Origin of the sequence: Xanthomonas sacchari (assembly GCF_024266585.1) — a bacterium.
In the GTDB taxonomy this organism is placed as follows: domain Bacteria; phylum Pseudomonadota; class Gammaproteobacteria; order Xanthomonadales; family Xanthomonadaceae; genus Xanthomonas_A; species Xanthomonas_A sacchari_C.
On record NZ_CP100647.1, the window covers coordinates 2,620,507 to 2,641,357 of the forward strand.

General features: G+C 68.7%; 15 protein-coding genes, 5 tRNA genes and 1 pseudogene. 15 read left to right on the forward strand and 6 right to left on the reverse strand.

The window, feature by feature from the left end; all coding sequences use genetic code 11:
- Positions 1–4: 4 nt before the first annotated feature.
- A complete protein-coding gene (gene ppsA / locus NKJ47_RS10795; protein WP_254457920.1) occupies positions 5–2,380 on the reverse strand; it encodes a phosphoenolpyruvate synthase in 2,376 nt (791 codons plus the stop codon).
- Positions 2,381–2,525: 145 nt separating this feature from the next.
- On the opposite strand from ppsA, the gene ppsR reads away from it, so the two are divergent.
- The 3 genes from ppsR to NKJ47_RS10810 all read left to right on the forward strand — a co-directional run bounded on the left by ppsR (position 2,526) and on the right by NKJ47_RS10810 (position 4,561).
- Positions 2,526–3,347 (forward strand): posphoenolpyruvate synthetase regulatory kinase/phosphorylase PpsR, encoded by an 822-nt coding sequence (gene ppsR, locus NKJ47_RS10800; protein ID WP_254457921.1) that lies wholly within the window; start codon positions 2,526–2,528, stop codon positions 3,345–3,347.
- A 137-nt stretch (positions 3,348–3,484) separates the two neighbouring features.
- Positions 3,485–3,991 carry a DUF1249 domain-containing protein gene (locus tag NKJ47_RS10805; protein ID WP_254457922.1) on the forward strand — a complete coding sequence of 169 codons (507 nt, stop codon included), beginning with the start codon at positions 3,485–3,487 and terminating at the stop codon, positions 3,989–3,991.
- A gap of 81 nt (positions 3,992–4,072) precedes the next feature.
- Positions 4,073–4,561 carry an NUDIX hydrolase gene (locus NKJ47_RS10810; RefSeq protein WP_254457923.1) on the forward strand — a complete coding sequence of 163 codons (489 nt, stop codon included), beginning with the start codon at positions 4,073–4,075 and terminating at the stop codon, positions 4,559–4,561.
- 273 nt (positions 4,562–4,834) lie between these two features.
- Here the strand turns inward: NKJ47_RS10810 and NKJ47_RS10815 are convergent, their stop codons facing one another.
- Positions 4,835–5,593: a 3-hydroxybutyrate dehydrogenase gene (locus NKJ47_RS10815; RefSeq protein WP_254457924.1), complete on the reverse strand. Its 759-nt coding sequence runs from the start codon at positions 5,591–5,593 to the stop codon at positions 4,835–4,837.
- 147 nt (positions 5,594–5,740) lie between these two features.
- Between NKJ47_RS10815 and NKJ47_RS10820 the strand changes: the two genes are divergently transcribed.
- From NKJ47_RS10820 to NKJ47_RS10840, 5 genes are all read left to right on the forward strand, one after another.
- On the forward strand, positions 5,741–6,355 hold the full coding sequence (locus NKJ47_RS10820) for a CDP-alcohol phosphatidyltransferase family protein (protein WP_010342962.1): 615 nt from the start codon (positions 5,741–5,743) through the stop codon (positions 6,353–6,355).
- Between the two features lie 45 nt (positions 6,356–6,400).
- Positions 6,401–7,528, forward strand: coding sequence for a class III poly(R)-hydroxyalkanoic acid synthase subunit PhaE (phaE, locus tag NKJ47_RS10825; RefSeq protein ID WP_254457925.1), 1,128 nt, complete (start codon positions 6,401–6,403; stop codon positions 7,526–7,528).
- Positions 7,525–8,601: a class III poly(R)-hydroxyalkanoic acid synthase subunit PhaC gene (locus NKJ47_RS10830; RefSeq protein WP_254457926.1), complete on the forward strand. Its 1,077-nt coding sequence runs from the start codon at positions 7,525–7,527 to the stop codon at positions 8,599–8,601. Before phaE ends, NKJ47_RS10830 begins: the two co-directional genes overlap by 4 nt.
- Positions 8,602–8,682: 81 nt before the next feature.
- The gene (locus NKJ47_RS10835; RefSeq protein WP_254457927.1) at positions 8,683–8,883 is read left to right on the forward strand and encodes a PspC domain-containing protein; all 201 of its coding nucleotides are present in this window, start codon (positions 8,683–8,685) and stop codon (positions 8,881–8,883) included.
- Entirely contained in the window at positions 8,880–9,335 is a 456-nt protein-coding gene (locus NKJ47_RS10840) for a hypothetical protein (RefSeq protein ID WP_254461405.1), read from the forward strand. The genes NKJ47_RS10835 and NKJ47_RS10840 overlap by 4 nt, the downstream gene beginning before the upstream one ends.
- Positions 9,336–9,470: 135 nt before the next feature.
- Here NKJ47_RS10840 and NKJ47_RS10845 read toward each other — a convergent pair.
- Positions 9,471–10,682, reverse strand: a pseudogene (locus NKJ47_RS10845) (NAD(P)/FAD-dependent oxidoreductase).
- A 179-nt stretch (positions 10,683–10,861) separates the two neighbouring features.
- Here NKJ47_RS10845 and NKJ47_RS10850 point away from each other — a divergent pair.
- The 3 genes from NKJ47_RS10850 to NKJ47_RS10860 all read left to right on the forward strand — a co-directional run bounded on the left by NKJ47_RS10850 (position 10,862) and on the right by NKJ47_RS10860 (position 15,250).
- The gene (locus NKJ47_RS10850; protein WP_254457928.1) at positions 10,862–11,077 is read left to right on the forward strand and encodes a hypothetical protein; all 216 of its coding nucleotides are present in this window, start codon (positions 10,862–10,864) and stop codon (positions 11,075–11,077) included.
- A 75-nt stretch (positions 11,078–11,152) separates the two neighbouring features.
- Entirely contained in the window at positions 11,153–12,787 is a 1,635-nt protein-coding gene (locus NKJ47_RS10855; RefSeq protein ID WP_429002409.1) for a hybrid sensor histidine kinase/response regulator, read from the forward strand.
- A 96-nt stretch (positions 12,788–12,883) separates the two neighbouring features.
- Complete coding sequence (locus tag NKJ47_RS10860; RefSeq protein ID WP_254457930.1) at positions 12,884–15,250, forward strand: Tex family protein; 2,367 nt, start codon at positions 12,884–12,886, stop codon at positions 15,248–15,250.
- A gap of 81 nt (positions 15,251–15,331) precedes the next feature.
- On the opposite strand, the gene NKJ47_RS10865 is transcribed toward NKJ47_RS10860, so the two are convergent.
- The 3 genes from NKJ47_RS10865 to NKJ47_RS10875 all read right to left on the reverse strand — a co-directional run bounded on the left by NKJ47_RS10865 (position 15,332) and on the right by NKJ47_RS10875 (position 19,922).
- Positions 15,332–19,135, reverse strand: a complete 3,804-nt coding sequence (locus NKJ47_RS10865; RefSeq protein WP_254457931.1) for a PAS domain-containing protein — start codon at positions 19,133–19,135, stop codon at positions 15,332–15,334.
- A gap of 157 nt (positions 19,136–19,292) precedes the next feature.
- On the reverse strand, positions 19,293–19,673 hold the full coding sequence (locus NKJ47_RS10870) for a response regulator (RefSeq protein ID WP_254457932.1): 381 nt from the start codon (positions 19,671–19,673) through the stop codon (positions 19,293–19,295).
- A gap of 162 nt (positions 19,674–19,835) precedes the next feature.
- Positions 19,836–19,922 (reverse strand) — tRNA-Leu (locus tag NKJ47_RS10875).
- A 414-nt stretch (positions 19,923–20,336) separates the two neighbouring features.
- Between NKJ47_RS10875 and NKJ47_RS10880 the strand changes: the two genes are divergently transcribed.
- From NKJ47_RS10880 to NKJ47_RS10895, 4 genes are all read left to right on the forward strand, one after another.
- Positions 20,337–20,412: transfer RNA gene (locus tag NKJ47_RS10880), tRNA-Ala, on the forward strand.
- Positions 20,413–20,457: 45 nt separating this feature from the next.
- Positions 20,458–20,533 (forward strand) — tRNA-Glu (locus tag NKJ47_RS10885).
- Between the two features lie 111 nt (positions 20,534–20,644).
- Positions 20,645–20,720, forward strand: a tRNA-Ala gene (locus NKJ47_RS10890).
- 44 nt (positions 20,721–20,764) lie between these two features.
- Positions 20,765–20,840 (forward strand) — tRNA-Glu (locus NKJ47_RS10895).
- Positions 20,841–20,851 lie beyond the last annotated feature (11 nt).

Below are 20,851 nucleotides of genomic sequence, written 5' to 3' on the forward strand. Positions count from 1 at the left end.
GGCATCACCCCTGGCTCTTCAGCTTGGCCAGGCGCAGCCAGGTGTCGACCACGGTGTCGGGGTTCAGCGACACCGACTCAATGCCTTCCTGCATCAGCCACTCGGCCAGGTCTGGGTGGTCCGACGGACCCTGTCCGCAGATGCCCACGTACTTGCCCTTGGCGCGCGCGGCCTTGATCGCCATCGACAGCATCTTCTTGACCGCCGGATTGCGCTCGTCGAACAGGTGCGCCACGATCGAGGAGTCACGGTCCAGGCCCAGGGTGAGCTGGGTCAGGTCGTTGGAGCCGATCGAGAAGCCGTCGAAGATCTCGAGGAATTCCTCGGCGAGCAGCGCGTTCGACGGCACCTCGCACATCATGATGATCTTCAGGCCGTTCTCGCCCTGGCGCAGGCCGTTGCTGGCCAGCACCTCGACGACCTTGCGGCCTTCCTCGAGGGTGCGCACGAACGGGATCATGACCCACATGTTGTCCAGGCCCATCTCGTTGCGGACCTTCAGCACGGCCTTGCATTCCAGCGCGAACGCGGCGGCGAAGCTCGGATCGACGTAGCGGCTGGCGCCACGGAAGCCGATCATCGGGTTCTCTTCGTGCGGTTCGTAGTTGCTGCCGCCGATCAGGTTGGCGTACTCGTTGGACTTGAAGTCCGACAGGCGCACGATCACCGGATGCGGCGCCACCGATGCGGTCAGCGTGGCGATGCCTTCGGCCAGGCGGTTGACATAGAAGCTCACCGGGTCGGCGTAGCCGGCGATCTTCTCGTCGATCTTCTTCTTGGTCGCGGCGTCCTGCTTGGCGTACTCCAGCAGCGCATTGGGATGGATGCCGATGTGCGCGGCGATGATCATCTCCAGACGCGCCAGGCCGATGCCGGCGTTGGGCAACTGGCCGAAGTCGAACGCCCGCTCCGGGTTGGCCACGTTCATCATGATCTTCAGCGGCGCCGGCGGCATGTTGCCCAGGTCCGTGGTGGTGCGCTCGAACGGCAGGCGCTCGCCATAGATGTAGCCGGTATCGCCTTCGGCGCAACTGACCGTCACTTCCTTGCCGTCCTCGACCAGTTCCATCGCGTTGCCGGTGCCGACCACTGCCGGTACGCCCAGCTCGCGGGCGATGATCGCCGCGTGGCAGGTGCGGCCGCCGCGGTTGGTGACGATCGCCGAGGCGCGCTTCATCACCGGCTCCCAATCGGGATCGGTCATGTCCGCGACCAGCACGTCGCCGGGCTGCACCCGGTTCATGTCCTCCAGGCTGCGCACCACGCGGGCGACGCCGGCGCCGATCTTCTGGCCGATGGCACGGCCTTCGGCGATCACCTCGCCGCGCTGCTGCAGCGCGAAGCGTTCGATCTGGGTGGCATGGCCGCGCGACTTCACCGTCTCCGGGCGCGCCTGCACGATGAACAGCTTGCCGCTGACGCCGTCCTTCGCCCACTCGATGTCCATCGGCCGCTGGTAGTGCTGCTCGATCACCAGCGCCTGCTTGGCCAGTTCCTGCACGTCCTCGTCGTTGATCGAGAAGGTGTTGCGCAGCTCGGCCGGCGTGTCCTCGATGCGCACGCGCTCGCCGGGCACGTCCGAATACACCATGCGGATCAGCTTGCTGCCCAGCGATCGGCGCAGGATCGCCGGCTTGCCGGCCTTCAGGGTGGGCTTGTAGACGTAGAACTCGTCGGGATTGACCGCGCCCTGCACGACCATCTCGCCGAGGCCGAAGCTCGAGGTAACGAACACCACGTCGCGGAAGCCGGACTCGGTGTCCAGGGTGAACAGCACGCCGGAGGCGCCGACGCCGGAGCGCACCATCAACTGCACGCCGGCCGAGAGGAACACGTCCTCGTGCTTGAAGCCGTGGTGCACGCGGTAGGCGATGGCACGGTCGTTGTAGAGGCTGGCGAAGACTTCCTTGACCTTGTGCACCACGTCGTCGGCGCCGGTCACGTTGAGGAAGGTCTCCTGCTGGCCGGCGAAGCTGGCGTCGGGCAGGTCTTCGGCGGTGGCCGAGGAGCGCACCGCCACGGCCACGTGGCCGCCGCCGTTCTCGTCGCACAGTTGCGCATAGGCCTGGCGGATCGCCTGGTCCAGCTCCGGCTGCAGCGGCGCGTCGATCACCCAGCCGCGGATCTCCTTGCCGGCGGCGGTGAGCGCGCCCACGTCTTCCACGTCCAGCGTGGCCAGCTTGTCGAAGATGCGCTGGTACAGATCGTTGTGGGCGACGAAGGCCTTGAACGCCTCGGCGGTGGTGGCGAAGCCGCCCGGCACGGAGACGCCGAGGCCCGCCAGGTTGCCGATCATTTCGCCGAGGGAGGAATTCTTGCCACCGACGCGGGCCAGGTCGGCCAGGCGCAGCTCATGCAACCACAGGATGTTCTCGTTCAAGCGCGATGCTCCGTTAGGCCATCGCCCGAGGCGGGCTGAATGGCCGCGTCCGTGAGGGAAGAAGCCGATATGATGCAGTGCGCACCCGAGCGGGCACAAGCGAAGCGGGCGCATCCGTTGGGTTTCAGCCAGGAGAATGCAGGCAATGTCGACGATCAGACCGGTGTTCTACGTGTCCGATGGAACCGGTATCACCGCTGAAACCATTGGGCATAGCCTGCTCACCCAGTTCAGCGGTTTCAGCTTCGTCACCGACCGCATGTCCTTCGTCGACGATCCGGAAAAAGCCCGCGACGCCGCGCAGCGCATCCATGCCGCGGGCGAGCGCTATCAGGTCCGGCCGATCGTGGTCAACTCCTGCGTCGATCCGCAGCTGAGCATGCTGCTGGCCGAAAGCGGGGCGCTGATGCTCGACGTGTTCGCGCCCTTCATCGAGCCGCTGGAGCGCGAACTGAACGCGCCGCGGCACTCGCGGGTGGGACAGGCGCACGGTCTGGTGGATTTCGAGACCTATCACCGTCGCATCAACGCGATGAACTTCGCGTTGGCGCACGACGACGGCATCGCGCTCACCTACGACGAGGCCGACGTGATCCTGGTGGCGGTCTCGCGCGCGGGCAAGACCCCGACCTGCATCTACCTGGCGCTGCATTACGGCGTGCGTGCGGCCAACTATCCGTTGACCGACGAGGACCTGGAGAACGATAGGCTGCCGCCGCGGCTGCGCCCCTACCGCAACAAGCTGTTCGGGCTGACCATCGATCCGGAGCGGCTGCAGCAGATCCGCCAGGAGCGGCGGCCGAATTCGCGTTATTCCAATGCGGAGACCTGCCGGCGCGAAGTGGCGGCGGCCGAAACCATGTTCCGCATGGAACGGATTCCGACCTTGAGCACCACGCACACCTCGATCGAGGAGATTTCCAGCAAGGTGCTGGCGACGCTGGGACTGCAGCGCGAAATGTTCTGAGCGGGCAGGGCGACGGGCGGGGCCGTTCCTGGCGAAAACGGCATTTCCGCACGTCGTCGCATGGATCTCCACGGTAGGCCCACGGCGCCGATCCGTCAATGCTGCCGCCGGCGCGATCCAGCGTGTAGGATCGGTCCATGCAGCACGCCCTGACCCGCAGCGAACGCATCCCCCGACTCAGCCGTTTCGGCTGGTTGATGGGGCTGTACGCCGAGAACTACCTGCACCTGAACCGCTTGTTCGTGCCGGCCGACCTGGCGGCCGGCAGCTACGTGTCCAGCATCGGCGATGGCCTGGACCTGCGCCTGGACGTGATCGAGCGCCACCGCTACACCGTCGAACTGCGCCTGACCTACGACCTGTGCGACCCGCTGACCGGCGAGCCGGATCCGTCGGCCTACGTGCGCCTGTACCTGGACGCGCGCCAGGCCGAGACCACGCACTGCTATGTCGGCCGCCGCTGGCAGGACGTGATGGGGCTGTACCCGCCGCCGGCGGAACTGATCAGCCACCGCATGCGCATGAACACCTTCCTCGGCAAGTGGCTGGAATACCTGGCCGAGCGCGGTCACGGCGTGGCCACGCTGCGGCCGGCGCCGCCGCTGCCACGCGTGCCGCACGACGCCGCTACGCCGGCGGTCTAAGCGGCTGTCCCGCCACACGCGTGCCCGGGCCGCAGCGCGGATGCGGCATACTGCGCGCCCCTCGCCATCTGCCGCCGCCGCATGCCTTACACCCCCATCGTCGCCACCTTGGGCTACGTGCTCTCGCCCGACCGCACCCAGGTCCTGCTGGTCCACCGCAATGCGCGTCCCGGCGACCATCACCTGGGCAAGTACAACGGCCTGGGTGGCAAGGTCGAGGCGGACGAGGACGTGCTGGCCGGCATGCGCCGCGAGATCCTGGAAGAGGCGGGCATCACCTGCGAGGCGCTGCAGTTGCGCGGCACCATCAGCTGGCCGGGGTTCGGCAAGCACGGCGAGGACTGGCTGGGCTTCGTGTTCCTGATCGAGGCCTACGACGGCGAGCCCTTCGCCGAGAACGCCGAGGGCACGCTGGCCTGGGTGCCGATCGCGCAGATGGACACGCTGCCGCTGTGGGAGGGCGATCGCCACTTCCTGCCGCTGGTGTTCGACGGCGACCCGCGCCCGTTTCATGGGGTCATGCCGTACCGCGACGGACGCATGCTGTCCTGGCGCTATTCGCGGGTCTAGGCCGGCAGCGCCGCCACCCGCGGCGCTTGTCCACACCGGCTGTGGATGGATCCTGCACAAGCATGTGGGCAACTGCGCCAAGTCGCTGAAATCGCTGGGCGGATGTTCGCGGTGGCGAAAAATTCGCCAGCTGCCCGCGCAGTTCTCCACAGCCGATGTGGATGGAATTTCCCAAACCCTGTGGATAAGCGCGCCGCCGCGTTGCGGCGCAAGGGCTGCGCCGGCACTGGCGAAAAAATCGCCAACGCCGGCAGGCGCACGGTTGCCGCGGCGCTATTGGGCGGTCCAGCCGCCGTCGATCGCGATGGTCTGCGCGGTGATGTTGCGCGCTGCCGGCGAGGCCAGGAACGCCACACAGCCGGCCAGCTCGTCGTAGGCGATGAACACGCCCTTGGGCATCGGCTTGAGCATCACCTGGGCGATCACGTCGGCTTCGGAAATGCCGCGGGTGCGCGCCTGGTCGGCGATCTGCTTGTCCACCAGCGGCGTCTTCACGTAGCTGGGGCAGAGCGTATTGATGGTGATGTCGGTGTCGGCGGTCTCCAGCGCGATCACCTTGGAGAAGCCGACCAGGCCGTGCTTGGCGGCGACGTAGGCGCTCTTGTACGGGCTGGCGACCAGCGAGTGGATGCTGCCGATGTTGACGATGCGGCCGAAGCCGCGTGCGCGCATGCCCGGCAGCACCGCCTGGGTCAGCCGCGCCACGCCGGTCAGCATCACCTCCACCAGCAGGCTCCACCGCTCCATCGGGAACTCCTGCAGCGGCGCCACGTGCTGCAGCCCGGCGTTGTTGACCAGCACATCCACCGGCCGGCTCAGCGCCGCCAGCGCGGCCTGGATGCTGTCGGCGCTGGCCACGTCCAGTGCCACCGCCTCGGCCGCGCCGCCGGCCTGGCGCAGCTGCGCGGCGACTGCCTCGGCGGCGTCCAGGTCGAGGTCGCTGACGACGATGTGGCGGCCGCCGGCGGCCAGTTCGTGGGCGATGCCGGCGCCGATGCCGCTGGCGGCACCGGTGATCAGGACGGTCTGCATGGGCAATACCTGCGCGGAAGTGGAGAGCGCCAGCGTAGCAGCGGGCCGCGACGCCCAGCAGCCAGCGGCGCCGCTCGCCAGTGCGGCGGCGCCACGCTACCCTGTGCCGTCGCTCGCCGCTCACGCCGGATCCGCCAGGTTATGCCGATGAAACGCCACTTTTCCATGCTGCGCGAGTTCCAGCTGGCCGACTGGTTCACCCTGGCCAATGCCTTCTGTGGCACCGGCGCGGTGTTCGCGGCGATGCGCTTCCTGCAGGACGGCCGCCGCAGCGACCTGCTGTTCGGCATGGCGCTGATCCCGCTGGCGTTCGTGTTCGACGCGCTGGACGGGCGGGTGGCGCGCTGGCGCAAGTCGTCCTCGACCCTGGGCCGCGAACTGGATTCGCTGGCCGACGTGATCTCCTTCGGTGTCGCCCCGGCCGCGCTGGCCTATGCCTGCGGCATGCAGGGCGGCTGGGACTGGCTGGTGCTGAGCTTCTTCGTCTGCTGCGGGGTCAGCCGCCTGGCGCGCTACAACGTCACCGCCGAGCAACTGGCCGGCGACGGCGACAAGGTGCCGTACTTCGAGGGCACGCCGATCCCGAGCAGCCTGGGCCTGGTCATCGTGCTGGCGATCGCCGCGCACCTGGGCCATATCGGCGATGCGTTGTGGTGGGGCGAGTGGCGGCTGGGGCCGTGGCTGCTGCACCCGCTGGCGCTGCTGTTCGCGCTGTCCGGCTCGTTGATGATCAGCAAGACGCTGCGCATTCCCAAGCCCTGATCGCGGTGGGTTGCTATCATCGCAGGCCAGTTCGGGAGAGTGGCGATGAAGGCTAGCGGCGGCGGTGGCGCCGGCGATTTCGAGGCGATGACGCGGCAGTACTGGGAGGCCTGGAACGCCGCGCTGCGCCAGGGCGCACCGGCACCGGCGGCCTCGGCGAGCGATGGCGCCGGCTCCTGGCGCGAGGCGATCGCGGCCTGGAGCCAGTGGCTGCCGCGCGGCAGCGCGCCGCAGGCCGAGGACGCGGTGGCGCGGTTCCAGCAGCAGGCCGGCGACTGGCTTGGCGCGATGCAGCAGGTGGCGGCGCAGTTCGCCGGCCGCGACGCCAGCAGCGCCGATGTCGCCGAGGCCTGGAAACAGCAGGTACAGGGCCAGCGCGAGCAGCTGCTGCAGTGGCTGCTGGGCGCGGTGCGCGGCACCGGCCAGGGCGGGATCGACCCGTGGTTGCAGCAGGCCGCGCAGTGGCTGCAGGGCCTGCAGCGCGACAGCGGGCCATGGCTGCAGATGCCCGGGTTCGGCCCGGCACGCAACCACCAGGCGCGCTGGCAGGCGCTGGCCAAGGCACAGCAGGACTACCAGGCGCAGTTGCAGGCTTATATGGCGCTGTTGCAGGGCGCCATCGACCGGGCCTTCGGCCTGTTCGAGGAAAAGCTGCGCGAACATGAGGAACCGGGCCGGCAGCTGACCAATGCGCGGGCGATGTTCGATCTGTGGATCGACGCGGCCGAGGAGGCCTATGCGGCGGCCGCGCTGTCGCCGGAGTTCCGCCAGGTCTACGCCGACGTCGCCAACGCGCAGATGCGCCTGCGCGCCTTGCTGCAGCGCGAGACCGAGCAGGTCTGCGAGCAGGTGGGCCTGCCCACGCGCACCGAGCTGGATGCCGCGCATCGGCGTATCGCCGACCTGGAACGGCGGCTGCGCCGGCTGGAGCGCGGCGAAGGGCAGGGCGCGCCTACCGCGGGTGCGCCTTCGCCTGCTGCCGCGGCCCCGGCCGCGCCGCAGAAAGGCGCCAGGAAGACCGCGGCCAAGCCCGCTGCGTCGAGGGCGGCAACCGTCGTGCCCGAATCCAACTCCAAATCCAGATCGAACGCCGCCAAGCCAGCGAAGGCTGCCTCCGCCACCAAGCCGCGGCGGGCCGCGACCACGCCCGCCGCGCGCCGGAGCCGCGCATGAAAGGGCCGTTGAGTTTCAGCAGCGACGATCTGGTCCAGGAAACCCTGGAGCTGCAGCGCAAGCTGCTCGAAGGCCTGCGCGTGCTGCCGGGCCTGGACGCGGTGGACTACGGCGCCACCGCGCGCCAGGAAGTGTGGCGCGACGGCAAGGTGGTGCTGTACCGCTTCGTCGGCGAACGCCCGCCCAGCGGCAAGGTGCCGCTGCTGATCGTCTATGCGCTGGTCAACCGCCCGTACATGGTCGACCTGCAGGCCGACCGCTCGCTGGTGCAGGGCCTGCTGGCGCTGGGCGAGGACGTCTACGTGCTGGACTGGGGCTACCCGGACCGCTCCGAGCGCTACCTGACCCTGGAAGACTATCTGCTGCGCTACATCGACGGCGCGGTGGACCACCTGCGCGCCGCCGGCGACGGTGCGCCGATCAACCTGCTGGGCATCTGCCAGGGCGGCACCTTCTCGCTGTGCTACGCGGCGCTGCAGCCGGAGAAGGTGCGCAACCTGATCACCATGGTCACGCCGGTGGATTTCCACACGCCGGACAACATGCTTTCCAACTGGGCGCGCCAGGTCGACGTCGACCTGTTCGTGGACACGCTGGGCAACGTGCCGGCGGACCTGATGAACATCAGCTACCTGATGCTCAAGCCGTTCCGCCTGAACCTGCAGAAATACGTCGGCCTGCTCGACATCCTCGACGATCCGCGGGCGCTGGAGGACTTCCTGCGCATGGAGAAATGGATCTTCGATTCGCCGGACCTGGCCGGCGAGACCTTCCGCGAGTTCGTCAAGCAGTTCTACCAGGACAACGCGCTGATGCATGGCCGCGCGCGCATCGGCGCACACGCGGTGGACCTGGGCCAGGTCACCATGCCGGTGCTCAACGTCTACGCCGAGCACGACCATCTGGTGCCGCCGGACGCCTCGCGGGCGCTGCGCGGCGTGGTCGGCAGCCGCGACTACGCCGAACTGAGTTTCCGCGGTGGCCACATCGGCATCTATGTCTCCGGCCGCGCCCAGCGCGAAGTGCCGGCGGCGCTGCACCAATGGCTGGCCGAGCGCGATGGCGGGCACTGAGCACCGAGCGCCTCATGCCCTCACGCGGCGCCCGCACCGCTGCGGGTAGAGTGGATCGCCGCCGTTGCTGGAGCTTTCGCCATGTCGCAACCCCGCTCGCTGTCGCGCTCGTTGAACGACCGCATGATCGCGGGCGTGATGGGCGGCATCGCCCACCGTTTCGGCTGGAATCCGACCGTGCTGCGGGTACTGTACGTGGTCGGGTCGATCGTCTCGGCCGCGTTCCCCGGCATCCTGGTCTACCTGATCCTGTGGCTGCTGATTCCCAACGAGGCCGACTGACGCGGCCGCTGCCGCTGGCCTGGCGCCGTGCCGGCATCGCCGCCGGGGTTCTGTGGACCTTGCCCAACACCTTGCTGGGTGTGCTCGCCGGCACGCTCGCGCTGGCTTTCGGCGCGCGCCCGCGCTTCAGTCGCCGCGAGCTGGCGCTGGTGTTCGAACGGGTGCCGTTGCGGCCACGCGGGGCAATGACCCTGGGCAACGTGATCCTGCTCAGCGCCGACGATCTGGACGTGGCCTGCGCCACCTACGAGCACGCCGCCGGTCGCTGCCGGCATCCCGCGGTGCGCCTCGGCGACCACGAACGGGCGCACGTGCTGCAGTACATGCTGTTGGGGCCGCTGTTCCTGCCGGTATACCTGGCCTGCGGCGGGGTCAGCGTGCGCAATCCGCTGGAACGCGCCGCCGATCGTTATGCGCTGCATGGCCGCGGCTGGTGGCCGGGCGGTGGCTGAGTGCATCGCGCCTGCCACCTGACTTTCGCCATGCCCCAGGTTGCCGCGTAGGAGCGGCTTCAGCCGCGACCAGGCGTTACCGGAATGCCGGTCGCGGCTGAAGCCGCTCCTGCGGGTGTATCCATGGTCGTGCCGTCAGTCGAGCCGAGCGAAACCGAACAGGCGCTTGAGCGGATGCGCATGCCGCTCGATCTGCGCGCGCAGCAGGCCGGCGCCGATCATGCTGTAGGTGATGCCGTTGCCGCCGTAGGCCATGGCGAACTGCACGCGCGGGCCGTGCTGCGGGTGCGGGCCGAAGAACGGCAGTCCGTCCTCGGTTTCGGCGAAGGTGCCGGCCCAGGCGAAGGTCGGCTGCAGCTCGAGCCCGGAGATCACCTTGGCGATCTTGCGCGACAGCGTGCGCGCATTGCTGTCGACACGCGCGTCGCGGCGCGCCGGCACGTCGACGCTGTCGTCCTCGCCACCGGCGACGATGCGGCCATTGCCGGTGCTGCGCAGGTACAGATACGGCCGCGCGCTTTCCCAGACCATGGTGTCGTGCAGTGGGCCGAGCGCGGACGGGTCCAGCGGGTCGCTGACGAAGGCTTAGCTGCTGCGGTTGCGCGCCACGCGCTGGTCCAGCCAATGCTGGTTGGCGTAGCCGGCGGCCATCACCACATGGCCGGCGCGCACCTGCACGCCGTGGTCGGTGTGCAGGGTCACGCCGCGGCCGTTGACCACGATCCGCGCGATGCGGGTGCGGTCGTAGACGCCGACGCCGCGGCGGAACGCGCGGCCGAGCAGGCGGTAGGTGAGGCGGTACGGGTCCACCCGCGCCGCCTGGTGGCTGAGGATCGCGCCGTGCGCCTGGATGCCGTAATCGGTGTCCAGGATCTGCGCGTCCAGCCATTCCACGTCCAGGCCGTGCCGCGCACGCACTTCCAGTTCTTCCTGCAGCACCCGCACATGCCGGCGTTTGCTGGCGTAGTACAGGCTGTCGTTCCAGCCGAAGTCGACATCGCGCAGCGGCCGCACCAGGTCGCGCAGCTGCTCCAGCGCCTGCGCGCAGGCGCCGTACGCGAGGGCGGCGGCGGGTTCCCCATAGCGCTTGGCCAGGTCGATCAGGTGGGTGTCGATCTCGTACTGCAGCAAAGCGGTGCTGGCGGCGGTGCTGCCCCAGCCGATGTCGCGCTGCTCCAGGACCGTCACGGCGTGCCCGTGGGTGCTCAGTTCCTCGGCGATCAGCGCGCCGGTAATACCGCCGCCGACGACGGCGACATCGCAGCGCACGTCGTCGCGCAGCTGCGGAAAACTCTGCATGAGGCCATTGCGGACGGACCAGAAGGGATAACCGCTCTTGAGATCCATGGCGCCCCCCGACGCGTAAAGAAGGTGCGACTTACGCGCAGGCCCGGTTAAGTCCGCGTGAGGCGGGGCGGAGGTCATGTTCGGGCAAACAGCCAGGATTAACCTCGGTGCAGAAGTCCCTCACATGGTGCTGTGTATGGTGCGCGCCAGTTCCACGAATTCCCTGTAGAGGAAGCGTCATGTCGGTCGTTCTGTATATCGGTGGCAGCAAGGACGGAGAGAAGGGGGTGATGCCCTACGGTTTCCGCAAGTCCATGAAGGAAACCGAGGCAGGCCCGGAGATCTACGTCGAGCGCGTGCTCGCGGTGAGCGACCGGCAGGTACGGATCATGGCGCTGGAGTCGCTGCAGGACGAGATCGTCGTGGAACGGCTGCACAGGTATTATTCGCGTTGACGCCGGCGTGCGAACCCCGGTGTGGCCGCCCGCCTAGGCGGGTCAGCGACGGTTCGCATCGACCTGCCATCGACCATGCCCGCACCAGAAATCAGCAACAACCCGGCGCCGCCGACGACCGTCGACCCTGACGCACCCACCGACATGTCCAATCAGCGCAGCGATATTTTCTTCGCTGCGGTGCAGACCACGCGCATGCCGATGATCGTGACCGATCCGCGGCAGCCGGACAATCCCATCATCTTCGTCAACCGCGCCTTCCTGGAGATGACCGGTTACGGCCGCGATGAATTGATCGGCAACAATTGCCGCTTCCTGCAGGGGCCGGACACTGACCGCGAGACGGTCAGCAGCATCCGCGATGCCATCACCTCGCACGACGAGATCGCGGTGGAGATCCTCAATTACCGCAAGGACGGGTCCAGCTTCTGGAACGCGCTGTACATCTCCCCGGTCTACGACGACCGCGGCGAGCTGGTGTACTTCTTCGGCTCGCAGTTGGACGTCAGCCGCCGCCGCGATGCCGAGGACGCGCTGCGCCAGGCGCAGAAGATGGAGGCGCTGGGCCAGCTCACCGGCGGCATCGCCCACGACTTCAACAACCTGCTGCAGGTCATGTCCGGATACCTGGAACTGATCGAGCACGCGGTCGAGAGCGATCCGCTGAACCCATCGCTGCTGCGCAAGAGCGTGGATCGCGCGCGCGACGCCGCCGGCCAGGCCGCGCGCCTGACCCAGCAGTTGCTGGCGTTCGCGCGCAAGCAGAAGCTGGAAGGCCGGGTGCTCAACCTCAATGCCCTGGTCGCCGGGATGAGCGATGTGGCCGAGCGCACGCTGGGCGACGGCATCGCGTTTTCGCTGGAACTGGCCCCGGACCTGCGCAATTGCCGGATCGACCCCACCCAGGCCGAAGTGGCGTTGCTGAACATCCTGATCAACGCCCGCGACGCCATGGCCGAACAGGCGGCGCCGCGCCTGGTGATCGAGACCCGCAACGTCTCGGTGCGCGCCGACGAGCCCACCACCTACGACAACCTGCTGCCCGGCCACTACGTGTGCGTGTCGATCACCGACAACGGCAGCGGCATGCCGCCGGAGGTGCTGACGCGGGTGCTGGATCCGTTCTTCACCACCAAGGAAGAGGGCAAGGGCACCGGCCTGGGCCTGTCGATGGTGTACGGCTTCGCCAAGCAGTCCGGCGGCGCGGTGCGCCTGTATTCGGAGGAGGGCCACGGCACCACCGTGCGCCTGTACTTCCCGATCGACGACAACGTCGAGAACATGGCGCCGCGCGATTCGCGCACGCGCCGTCCGTTCGACCGCCAGGGCGACGAGACCATCCTGATCGTCGAGGACCGGCCGGACATCGCCGAGCTAGCGCGGCTGTTCCTGGAGGACCAGGGCTATGCCACGCACGTGGTCTACAACGCCCGCGAGGCGCTGGAGCTGCTCGGCACCGGCGTGCACGTGGACTTGCTGTATTCGGACCTGATCATGCCAGGGGGCCTCAACGGGGTGATGCTCGCGCGCGAGGCACGGCGGCGCCGGCCAAAGATCAAGGTGCTGCTGACCACCGGCTATGCCGAGTCCTCGATCGAGCGTACCGACGCCGGCGGCACCGAGTTCGACGTGCTGGCCAAGCCCTACAACCGCCAGGAACTCACCCGCAAGGTGCGCATGGTGCTCGACGGCCCGACCGGGGTCACCTGAGGCGGCCAGGTCGGCGCGCGCCTGTCAACGGGTTCCCCGGCGGCGCGCGCACTGCGAAAATGCGGGTTTTCCGCAAGGCGGCTTCGGCCGGACGCAATGCACGACACTCAGCTCGCCCAGCAGATCGCCACCACCATCGCCGCCGAGATCGGCGCGCAGCCGGCGCAGGCGCGCGCCGCCATCGCCCTGCTCGACGAGGGTGCCAGCGTCCCGTTCATCGCGCGCTACCGCAAGGAAGTGACCGGCGGGCTGGACGATACCCAGTTGCGCAACCTGGAAGTGCGCCTGACCTATCTGCGCGAACTAGAAGAGCGTCGCGCCACGGTGCTGGCCAGCATCGCCGAGCAGGGCAAGCTCAGCGACGCACTGCGCGCGGAGATCGTCGCCGCCGACACCAAGTCGCGACTGGAAGATCTGTACCTGCCGTACAAGCCCAAGCGCCGCACGCGCGCGCAGATCGCCCGCGAAGCGGGGCTGGAGCCGCTGGCCGACGGCCTGCTGGCCGATCCGGCGCTGGTGCCGGAGACCTTCGCCGCCGGCTTCGTCGATGCCGACAAGGGCGTGGCCGACGTCAAGGCCGCACTGGAAGGCGCGCGCGCGATCCTGATGGAGCGCTGGGGCGAGGATGCCGCGCTGGTCGGCGAACTGCGCAGCTGGCTGGGCGAGGTCGGGGTGATCCGCGCCCGCGTGGCCGAGGGCAAGGAGCAGGAAGGCGCCAAGTACCGCGACTACTTCGACCACGCCGAAGCGCTGGCCAAGATTCCCTCGCACCGGCTGCTGGCGCTGTTCCGCTCGCGCCGCGAGGAGATCGTGTACCTGGAGCTGGATCCCGGCAGCGACGCCGAAGCCGGCCACCAGTACGCCGAAGGCCGCGTCGCGCTGCGCGCCGGCATCGCCAACCAGGGCCGTCCCGGCGACCGCTGGTTGCTGGATGCCTGCCGTCTCACCTGGCGCGCCAAGCTGCACATGCACCTGCTGCTGGACCTGTTCAACCAGGCCCGCGAAAAGGCCGAGGCCGAGGCGATCGCGGTGTTCGGCGACAACCTGCAGGACCTGATGCTGGCGGCGCCGGCCGGGCCGCGCGTGACCCTGGGCCTGGACCCGGGCATCCGCACCGGCTGCAAGATCGCGGTGGTCGACGCCACCGGCAAGCTGCTGGCCACCGACACCATCTACCCGCACGAGCCGCGCCGGCAGTGGGACCAGTCGCTGCACACGCTGCGCCACCTGTGCACGCAGCACGGCGTGGAGCTGATCGCGATCGGCAACGGTACCGCCAGCCGCGAGACCGACAAACTGGCCGCGGACCTGATCAAGCAGAACCCGCAGCTGAAGCTGGAGAAGATCGTGGTCAGCGAGGCCGGCGCCTCGGTGTACTCGGCCTCCGAATTCGCCGCCAAGGAATTCCCGCAGCTGGACGTGTCGCTGCGCGGCGCGGTGTCGATCGCGCGGCGCCTGCAGGATCCGCTGGCGGAGCTGGTCAAGATCGAGCCCAAGGCGATCGGCGTGGGCCAGTACCAGCACGACGTCGACCAGTATCGCCTGGCGCGGGCGCTGGACGCGCGGGTCGAGGACTGCGTGAACGCGGTCGGGGTGTACGTCAACACCGCTTCGGCGGCGCTGCTGTCGCGGGTGTCCGGGCTGTCGTCGAGCGTGGCCGAGAACATCGTGCGCCACCGCGACGACAACGGCCCGTTCAAGCGCCGCAAGGATCTGCTCAAGGTGCCACGGCTGGGCGAGAAGACCTTCGAGCAGTGCGCCGGCTTCCTGCGCATCGCCGATGGCGAGGAACCGCTGGACGCCTCGGCGGTGCACCCGGAAGCCTATCCGGTGGTGGAGCGCATCGTCGGCGCCACCGGCAAGCCGATCAAGGCGCTGATCGGTGACGGCGGCTTTCTGCGCGGCCTCAAGCCGGACCAGTTCACCGACGAGAAGTTCGGCCTGCCGACCGTGCGCGACATCCTCAAGGAACTGGAGAAGCCGGGCCGCGATCCGCGCCCGGAGTTCAAGGCGGCGCGTTTCGCCGACGGCGTGGAGGACATCAAGGATCTCAAGCCGGGCATGGTGCTGGAGGGCGTGGTCAGCAACGTCGCCGCCTTCGGCGCGTTCGTCGACATCGGCGTGCACCAGGACGGCCTGGTGCACATCTCCGCGCTGTCGGACAGCTACGTCAAGGATCCGCGCGACGTGGTCAAGGCCGGCGACATCGTCAAGGTCAAGGTGCTGGAGGTGGACGTGGCGCGCAAGCGCATCGCGCTGACCCGGCGCCTGGACGACACGCCGGCGCCGGCGCGTCCCGCCGATCGCGACAGCGGCGCACGCGGCGCTGGCGGCCCGCCGCGGCGCGAGCGCGACGCGCGCGGCGGGAACCAGGGCGGCGCAAGCGCCAAGCCGCGGCCCGCGGCCGCCGCGCCGGTCAACAGTGCGCTGGCCGACGCCTTCGCCCGCGCCAAGCGCGGCTGAGGTGGAATGCCCAGCGCCTGCACGCAGGCGCTGGGCGATCCGGTCGAGCCGGGCCCGGCGTCGCCGGAAAGCGCGCCGGGGTCAGGCCGGTTCGGCGCGCGGGCTCTGGTCGGTGGTGAGCGCGGCCGCTGGCGGCGCCACCAGCGATGCGGCCAGCCCGAGCAGCTTGGCCGGATCCACCGGCTTGCCCAGGTGCGCATCGAAGCCGGCCTCCAGGGCCAGTGCACGATCCTCGCCGCGCACGTAGGCGGTCAGGGCGATGGCGGGAATACGGCTGGCCGCGCCAGCGCCGCGGGCGCGGATGCTGCGGATCAGGCTGTGGCCGTCGCGGCGCGGCATGCCGACGTCGCTGACCAGCAACGCATACGGCCGCTCGCGCAGCAGCGCTTCGGCATCGTCGGCGGACACCGCGGCTTCGACCACGGCGCCGGCTTCCTGCAGGAAGCGCTGGGTGACGCCGCGCGAATCCATATCGTCGTCCACCACCAGCACGCGCACCCCGTCCAGGCGCACGCCGCCACGCCGCAGCATGCCGCCGGACAGCGCCACGTCGTCGCGGCGGATCGGGGCCAGGCTCTGCTGATCGTTGCGCGGCAGCAGCAGAGTGAAGGTGGCGCCGAGGCCGACGCCGTCGCTGCTGACCGACAACTGTCCCTGGTGTAGTTCGGCCAGTTGCTTGGCGATGGCCAGGCCCAGGCCCAGGCCGCCGGCGCTGCGGGTGCTGCTCGCATCGGCCTGGCGGAAGCGGTCGAAGACGTGCGGCAGGAACGCCGGGGCGATGCCGACGCCGGTATCGCCGACGGCGATGCGCACGTGGGTGCTGGTGCTGTCCAGGGTGACCGTGACCGTGCCGGCGCTGGGGGTGAACTTGATCGCGTTGCCGATCAGGTTGGTCAGCACCTGCTGCAACCGGATCGCATCGCCGAGATAGGGCAGGGCGGTCGCGTCGTTGGCGACCAGCACGATATCGATGCCCTTGTTCTGCGCGCCGGGGCGGGCCGCATCGATGGTCTCGCTCAGCAGCGCACGCAGGTCCAGGTCGCCGGCCTCCAGGCGCACCTTGCCGGAGAGGATGGCGCTCATGTCCAGCAGGTCGTCGATGATCTGCGCCTGCGAGTGGGCGCTGCGCTCGATCACCTCCAGGCCCTTGGCCAGCTCCTTCTCGCGCACCGCCGCGTCCTGCATCAGCCGCGACCAGCCCAGGATCGCGTTGAGCGGCGTGCGCAGTTCGTGGCTGAGCGTGGCCAGAAATTCGTCCTTCATGCGGCTGGCGCGTTCGGCCTCGCTGCGCGCGCTCTGCTCGGCGGCGAGCAACTGCTGCAGGCGCAGGTCGGTGCCGCGGCGCTCGATGATGATGCCGGCCAGGTGCGAGGCCGAGCGCGCCAGGTCCTGTTCGTGCGGGTTGGGGTAGTGCACGAACGGGTAGTACATCGCGACCACCCCCAGCACCTCGCCGTCGCTGGCCAGGATCGGCGTGGAGCAGCAGGCGATGATGTCCGCCTCCAGGGCGGTGGCCAGATACGCCTGCCAATGCGGGTTCACCCGCACATCGCTGCACAGCACCTGCCGGCGCAGGTAGGCGGCGCGCCCGCAGCAGCCGGTGTCGGGGTCGATCGGCAGGCGTTGCACCGCCTTGCGGAAGCCTTGCGGCATGCTCGGCGCGGCGCCTTCCAGCAGGCACTGGCGGTGCTCGTCGACCAGCATGATGGTGCAGCGCAGGCCGACATCGCTCTGCGACTCGATGCCGCGGGCGATCGCATCCAGCACCGCGTTCAACGGCTTGCCGGTGGTGATCATCTCCAGCGCCGCGCGCTCGGCCGCGGTGGCGTTCTCGATGCGCTTGCGTTCGGAAATGTCCAGCAGCGAGCCGATGAAGCCGAGGAACTGGCCCGACGAACTGAAGCGCGGCGTGGCGGTATCCAGGCACCAGCGGTATTCGCCGTCGTGGCGGCGCAGGCGGTACTCCAGGGTGTAGGCGCGGCGATCGGCGCAGGCGCGCGCCAGGGTGCGGCCGACCGTGGCCAGGTCGTCGGCATGGATCATTTCCTGCCAGCCGCTGCCCAGCGCTTCCTGCTCGCTCTGCCCGGTGAACAGGTACCACTGGCGGCTGATGTACTCGCAGTCGCCGTCGGCGTTGGACATCCAGATCATGACCGGCGCGTTGTCGCACAGCTGGCGGAAGCGCAGTTCGCTTTCCTGCAGGCGTTGCTCGACCAGGCGGCGGTCGTGGATGTCGGTATTGGTGCCGATCCAGCGCACGACGCGGCCGCTGTCGTCGCGGATCGGCAGGGCGCGGCCGAGGTGCCAGCGGTACTCGCCGTCGTGACGGCGCAGCGGATACTCGATTTCGTACGGCTTGCCGCTGCGCAGCGCCTCCGGCCACACCTCCATCACCCGCGCCAGGCCTTCCTCGGTATGCACCTTGCGCCAGCTGTCGTAGCCGGCCTCGCCGACCGGCAGCCCGGTGTATTCGTACCAGCGGCGGTTGAAGTAGTCGACGTGGCCGTCGGGCGTGGCGGTGAACACGATCTGCGGCATCGCATCGGCCAGTTCGCGCAGGCGTGCGGCGCTGCTGGCCAGCTCGCCCTGCGCGCCCGCGCGCTCCATCGATTCCCAGCAGCGCGCCGCGACCAGGCGCACCAGTTCGATCTCGGCCGAGGTCCACACCCGTGGCTGGGCCTGGTGCACTCCGATCGCCGCGACCAGGCGGCCGGCCTTGTGCAGCGGCGCGGTGAGCACCGCGCGCATGCCCAGGCGACGGTAGTTGGGGTCGTCCGTGCGCATCGGCGGCTGGTGGGTCTCGGTGTCCTGCACCACCCACGGCCGGTTCTCGCGCATGCACTCCAGCAGGTCGCCGCCGAAGTCGCTGAAGCGCGAGCACCCGGTCAGGTGCTCGGCGCCGTCGACGTAGTCGGCGCGCACGTCGAACGTGTCCTCGTCGGCTTCGACGATCGCGTAGGCACAGCGGTTGGCGCGCAGATGCTGGCCGAGCAGGGCCGCGCCGGTCTCGCAGATCGCCTCGGTGCTGTGCAGGTTCTGCAGCGTGTCCTCGAGCATCAACAGGAAGCTGTCGTGTGCCTGCGCGCGCGCCTGCTCGGTGCGGTCGATGCCGTGCACCAGGATGCCGCTGACCTTCCCCCCGGCGTCGCGCATCGGCTGGTAGACGCACTCCAGCGTCGTTTCCGAGGCGGCTTCGTGCGGCGTGCGACGCAGGTTGAAGGTCATCGACTCGCCAATGAACGGCAGGCCGCTGGCGCGCACGTTGTCGAGCAGGCGAATGAAGCCTTCTTGCTGCTGGATTTCCGGGATGGCCTCGGTCAGCGGCCGGCCGACCACCTCGCGCGGTCCGATCAACTGCTGGTAGCGACGGTTGACCGTCTCGATCACGTAGTCCGGGCCGCGCAGGATCGCCAGCGCCGCGGGCGACTGCTCGAAGGCATCGGCCATCTGCGCGCGTTGCGCCTCCAGTGCCTTCAGCAGCGCGTCGCGCTCGCGGGCCAGGGTGATCCGCGCAGTGTCCTCGGTACAGACGCACAGCACGCCGGCGATGCGGCCCTCGTCGTCGAACAGCGGGCTGTAGGAGAAGGTGAAATACACCTGCTCGCTGTAGCCGTTGCGCATCATCGTCAACGGGATATGTTCGTTCCAGGTCGATTCGCCGCTGGCCAGCACCCGATCGGCCTGCGCGCGGACCTCGGGCCAGACGTCCGGCCACACCTCTTCCATCGGCCGCGCGAAACCCTGCGGGTGCCGCAGTCCGAGGATCGGCACGTAGGCGTCGTTGTAGAGGTTGAACATGCGCTCGCCCCAGCGCACCGCCATCGGGAATCGCGAGTTCAGGCAGATCGACAGCGCGGTCAGCAGGCTCCGCGGCCAATGCTCCATCGGGCCCAGTTCGTGCTTGTGCCAATCAATGGCGCGCAGCAAGGCTCCCGTGGCGCTGCCGGCCGGAAACCGGACAGGAGGCGGCGAACAGTCCTTGGCGTTGATGGCTGAATCCCTCGAATCATTCCGCCAGGCGGCGGGCTACAGCCGAGGATTCTCAGGGGCGTGCGGTCATCTTGGCGTGAGCGTCCTGCAACGCCCGGATCAACTGCTCTGACAGATACGGCTTGGTCAGCACCACGCCGGCGGCAAAGCCGGGGGGCAGAGCGTCGGCGGCCACGCCGGTGGCGAGCACGAAGGGAGTGCCGCGTTCGCTCAACGCCCTGGCCACCGGCTCGCTGGTCTCGCCAGCGGAGAGCCGGAAGTCGAGCACGGCCCGGTCGGGGCGTTCGCTGTCGATCAGTGCAAGGGCGTGCTGCACGCTGGCGGCGATGCCGACCACCTCGGCACCGGCCTGGGCAAGCTGCAACTCCAGCAGCGTGGCGTTCATCTCGTCGTTCTCGACCACCAGGATACGCAGGCCCCGCAATGCCGACATCGCTTGCTCGTTAAGGTTTGGGAACGGAAAGTATAGCGGCCCCCCCGCCGCCGCCGCCTAGACAAATGGGGCAGGAAGATGAAGCGTTTACCTGTGATCGGCGCCAACCGGCGCGCGGCGGCCGCGCAAAAAACAAACGGCAGCCGAAGCTGCCGTCAGTCCTGGTGCCGAAGGTGGGACTCGAACCCACACGCTTTTAAGGGCGGCGGATTTTGAGTCCGCTGCGTCTACCGATTCCGCCACTTCGGCGCGGCCGCGGAGTATAGCCGACTGTGCGGCCGTGCCGCCAGCGCCTCTGTACTCGCTGTCGTCAGGGCAGGGCGGGGGGGAGAGTTGGCGGTGGGCGTGGCGTGCTTGAACACTTATGTAGAGATGCAGTGCCACGTCGCGAGATGCCTGCGTGCGCGCCGCCGCGTTGTGCCGATATCGGCAGTCGCCAGTGATGGGCGACGGCAGGCTGCGCCGGCGCGCGGACACCGCATGTCGTGACGTCCTCAGGCCGCGCCCACCGTGGGACATTGAGGTACATAGGCCGCGCAATGCAGGCGCGTGCGCGCATTCGGCCACATGTCGCGAGGGCATTTGCGGCGTCGCCAACGTTGCGCAAAAAAACGCTTGCGTGTGCCGATCACGATCGTTAATATTCCGCTCCTCGCAGCACGTGGGGCCATAGCTCAGCTGGGAGAGCGCTTGCATGGCATGCAAGAGGTCGCCGGTTCGATCCCGGCTGGCTCCACCAACTTTTCGGACGTAGGCCTGTCCGCAAAGCGACATCGTTAACAGCGTCCCCATCGTCTAGAGGCCTAGGACATCACCCTTTCACGGTGGCGACCGGGGTTCGAATCCCCGTGGGGACGCCAATTTGCAGGAATTCCTCGCGCGCATCCGGGTTCGGCTCTGCCAAACCAATGAGTGCGGGGTTTGTACATCGGAAGAAAGTCGGGTATGATTCCGCTTCTGCCAGTACACGTGGGGCCATAGCTCAGCTGGGAGAGCGCTTGCATGGCATGCAAGAGGTCGCCGGTTCGATCCCGGCTGGCTCCACCAACTTTTCGGACATAGGCCGTCCGCAAAGCAACATCGTTATCTGCGTCCCCATCGTCTAGAGGCCTAGGACATCACCCTTTCACGGTGGCGACCGGGGTTCGAATCCCCGTGGGGACGCCACTTTTCGGAAA

Excerpts from the sequence above, each read along its gene's own strand:
- NKJ47_RS10815 (WP_254457924.1), bottom strand. The coding sequence starts at position 5,593 with ATGCAGACCGTCCTGATCACCGGTGCCGCCAGCGGCATCGGCGCCGGC.
- NKJ47_RS10810 (WP_254457923.1), top strand. The coding sequence starts at position 4,073 with ATGCCTTACACCCCCATCGTCGCCACCTTGGGCTACGTGCTCTCGCCC.
- NKJ47_RS10830 (WP_254457926.1), top strand. The coding sequence starts at position 7,525 with ATGAAAGGGCCGTTGAGTTTCAGCAGCGACGATCTGGTCCAGGAAACC.
- NKJ47_RS10860 (WP_254457930.1), top strand. The coding sequence starts at position 12,884 with ATGCACGACACTCAGCTCGCCCAGCAGATCGCCACCACCATCGCCGCC.
- NKJ47_RS10870 (WP_254457932.1), bottom strand. The coding sequence starts at position 19,673 with ATGTCGGCATTGCGGGGCCTGCGTATCCTGGTGGTCGAGAACGACGAG.
- NKJ47_RS10855 (WP_429002409.1), top strand. The coding sequence starts at position 11,153 with ATGCCCGCACCAGAAATCAGCAACAACCCGGCGCCGCCGACGACCGTC.
- NKJ47_RS10850 (WP_254457928.1), top strand. The coding sequence starts at position 10,862 with ATGTCGGTCGTTCTGTATATCGGTGGCAGCAAGGACGGAGAGAAGGGG.
- phaE (WP_254457925.1), top strand. The coding sequence starts at position 6,401 with ATGAAGGCTAGCGGCGGCGGTGGCGCCGGCGATTTCGAGGCGATGACG.
- NKJ47_RS10835 (WP_254457927.1), top strand. The coding sequence starts at position 8,683 with ATGTCGCAACCCCGCTCGCTGTCGCGCTCGTTGAACGACCGCATGATC.
- NKJ47_RS10820 (WP_010342962.1), top strand. The coding sequence starts at position 5,741 with ATGAAACGCCACTTTTCCATGCTGCGCGAGTTCCAGCTGGCCGACTGG.
- NKJ47_RS10865 (WP_254457931.1), bottom strand. The coding sequence starts at position 19,135 with ATGGAGCATTGGCCGCGGAGCCTGCTGACCGCGCTGTCGATCTGCCTG.
- NKJ47_RS10805 (WP_254457922.1), top strand. The coding sequence starts at position 3,485 with ATGCAGCACGCCCTGACCCGCAGCGAACGCATCCCCCGACTCAGCCGT.
- ppsR (WP_254457921.1), top strand. The coding sequence starts at position 2,526 with ATGTCGACGATCAGACCGGTGTTCTACGTGTCCGATGGAACCGGTATC.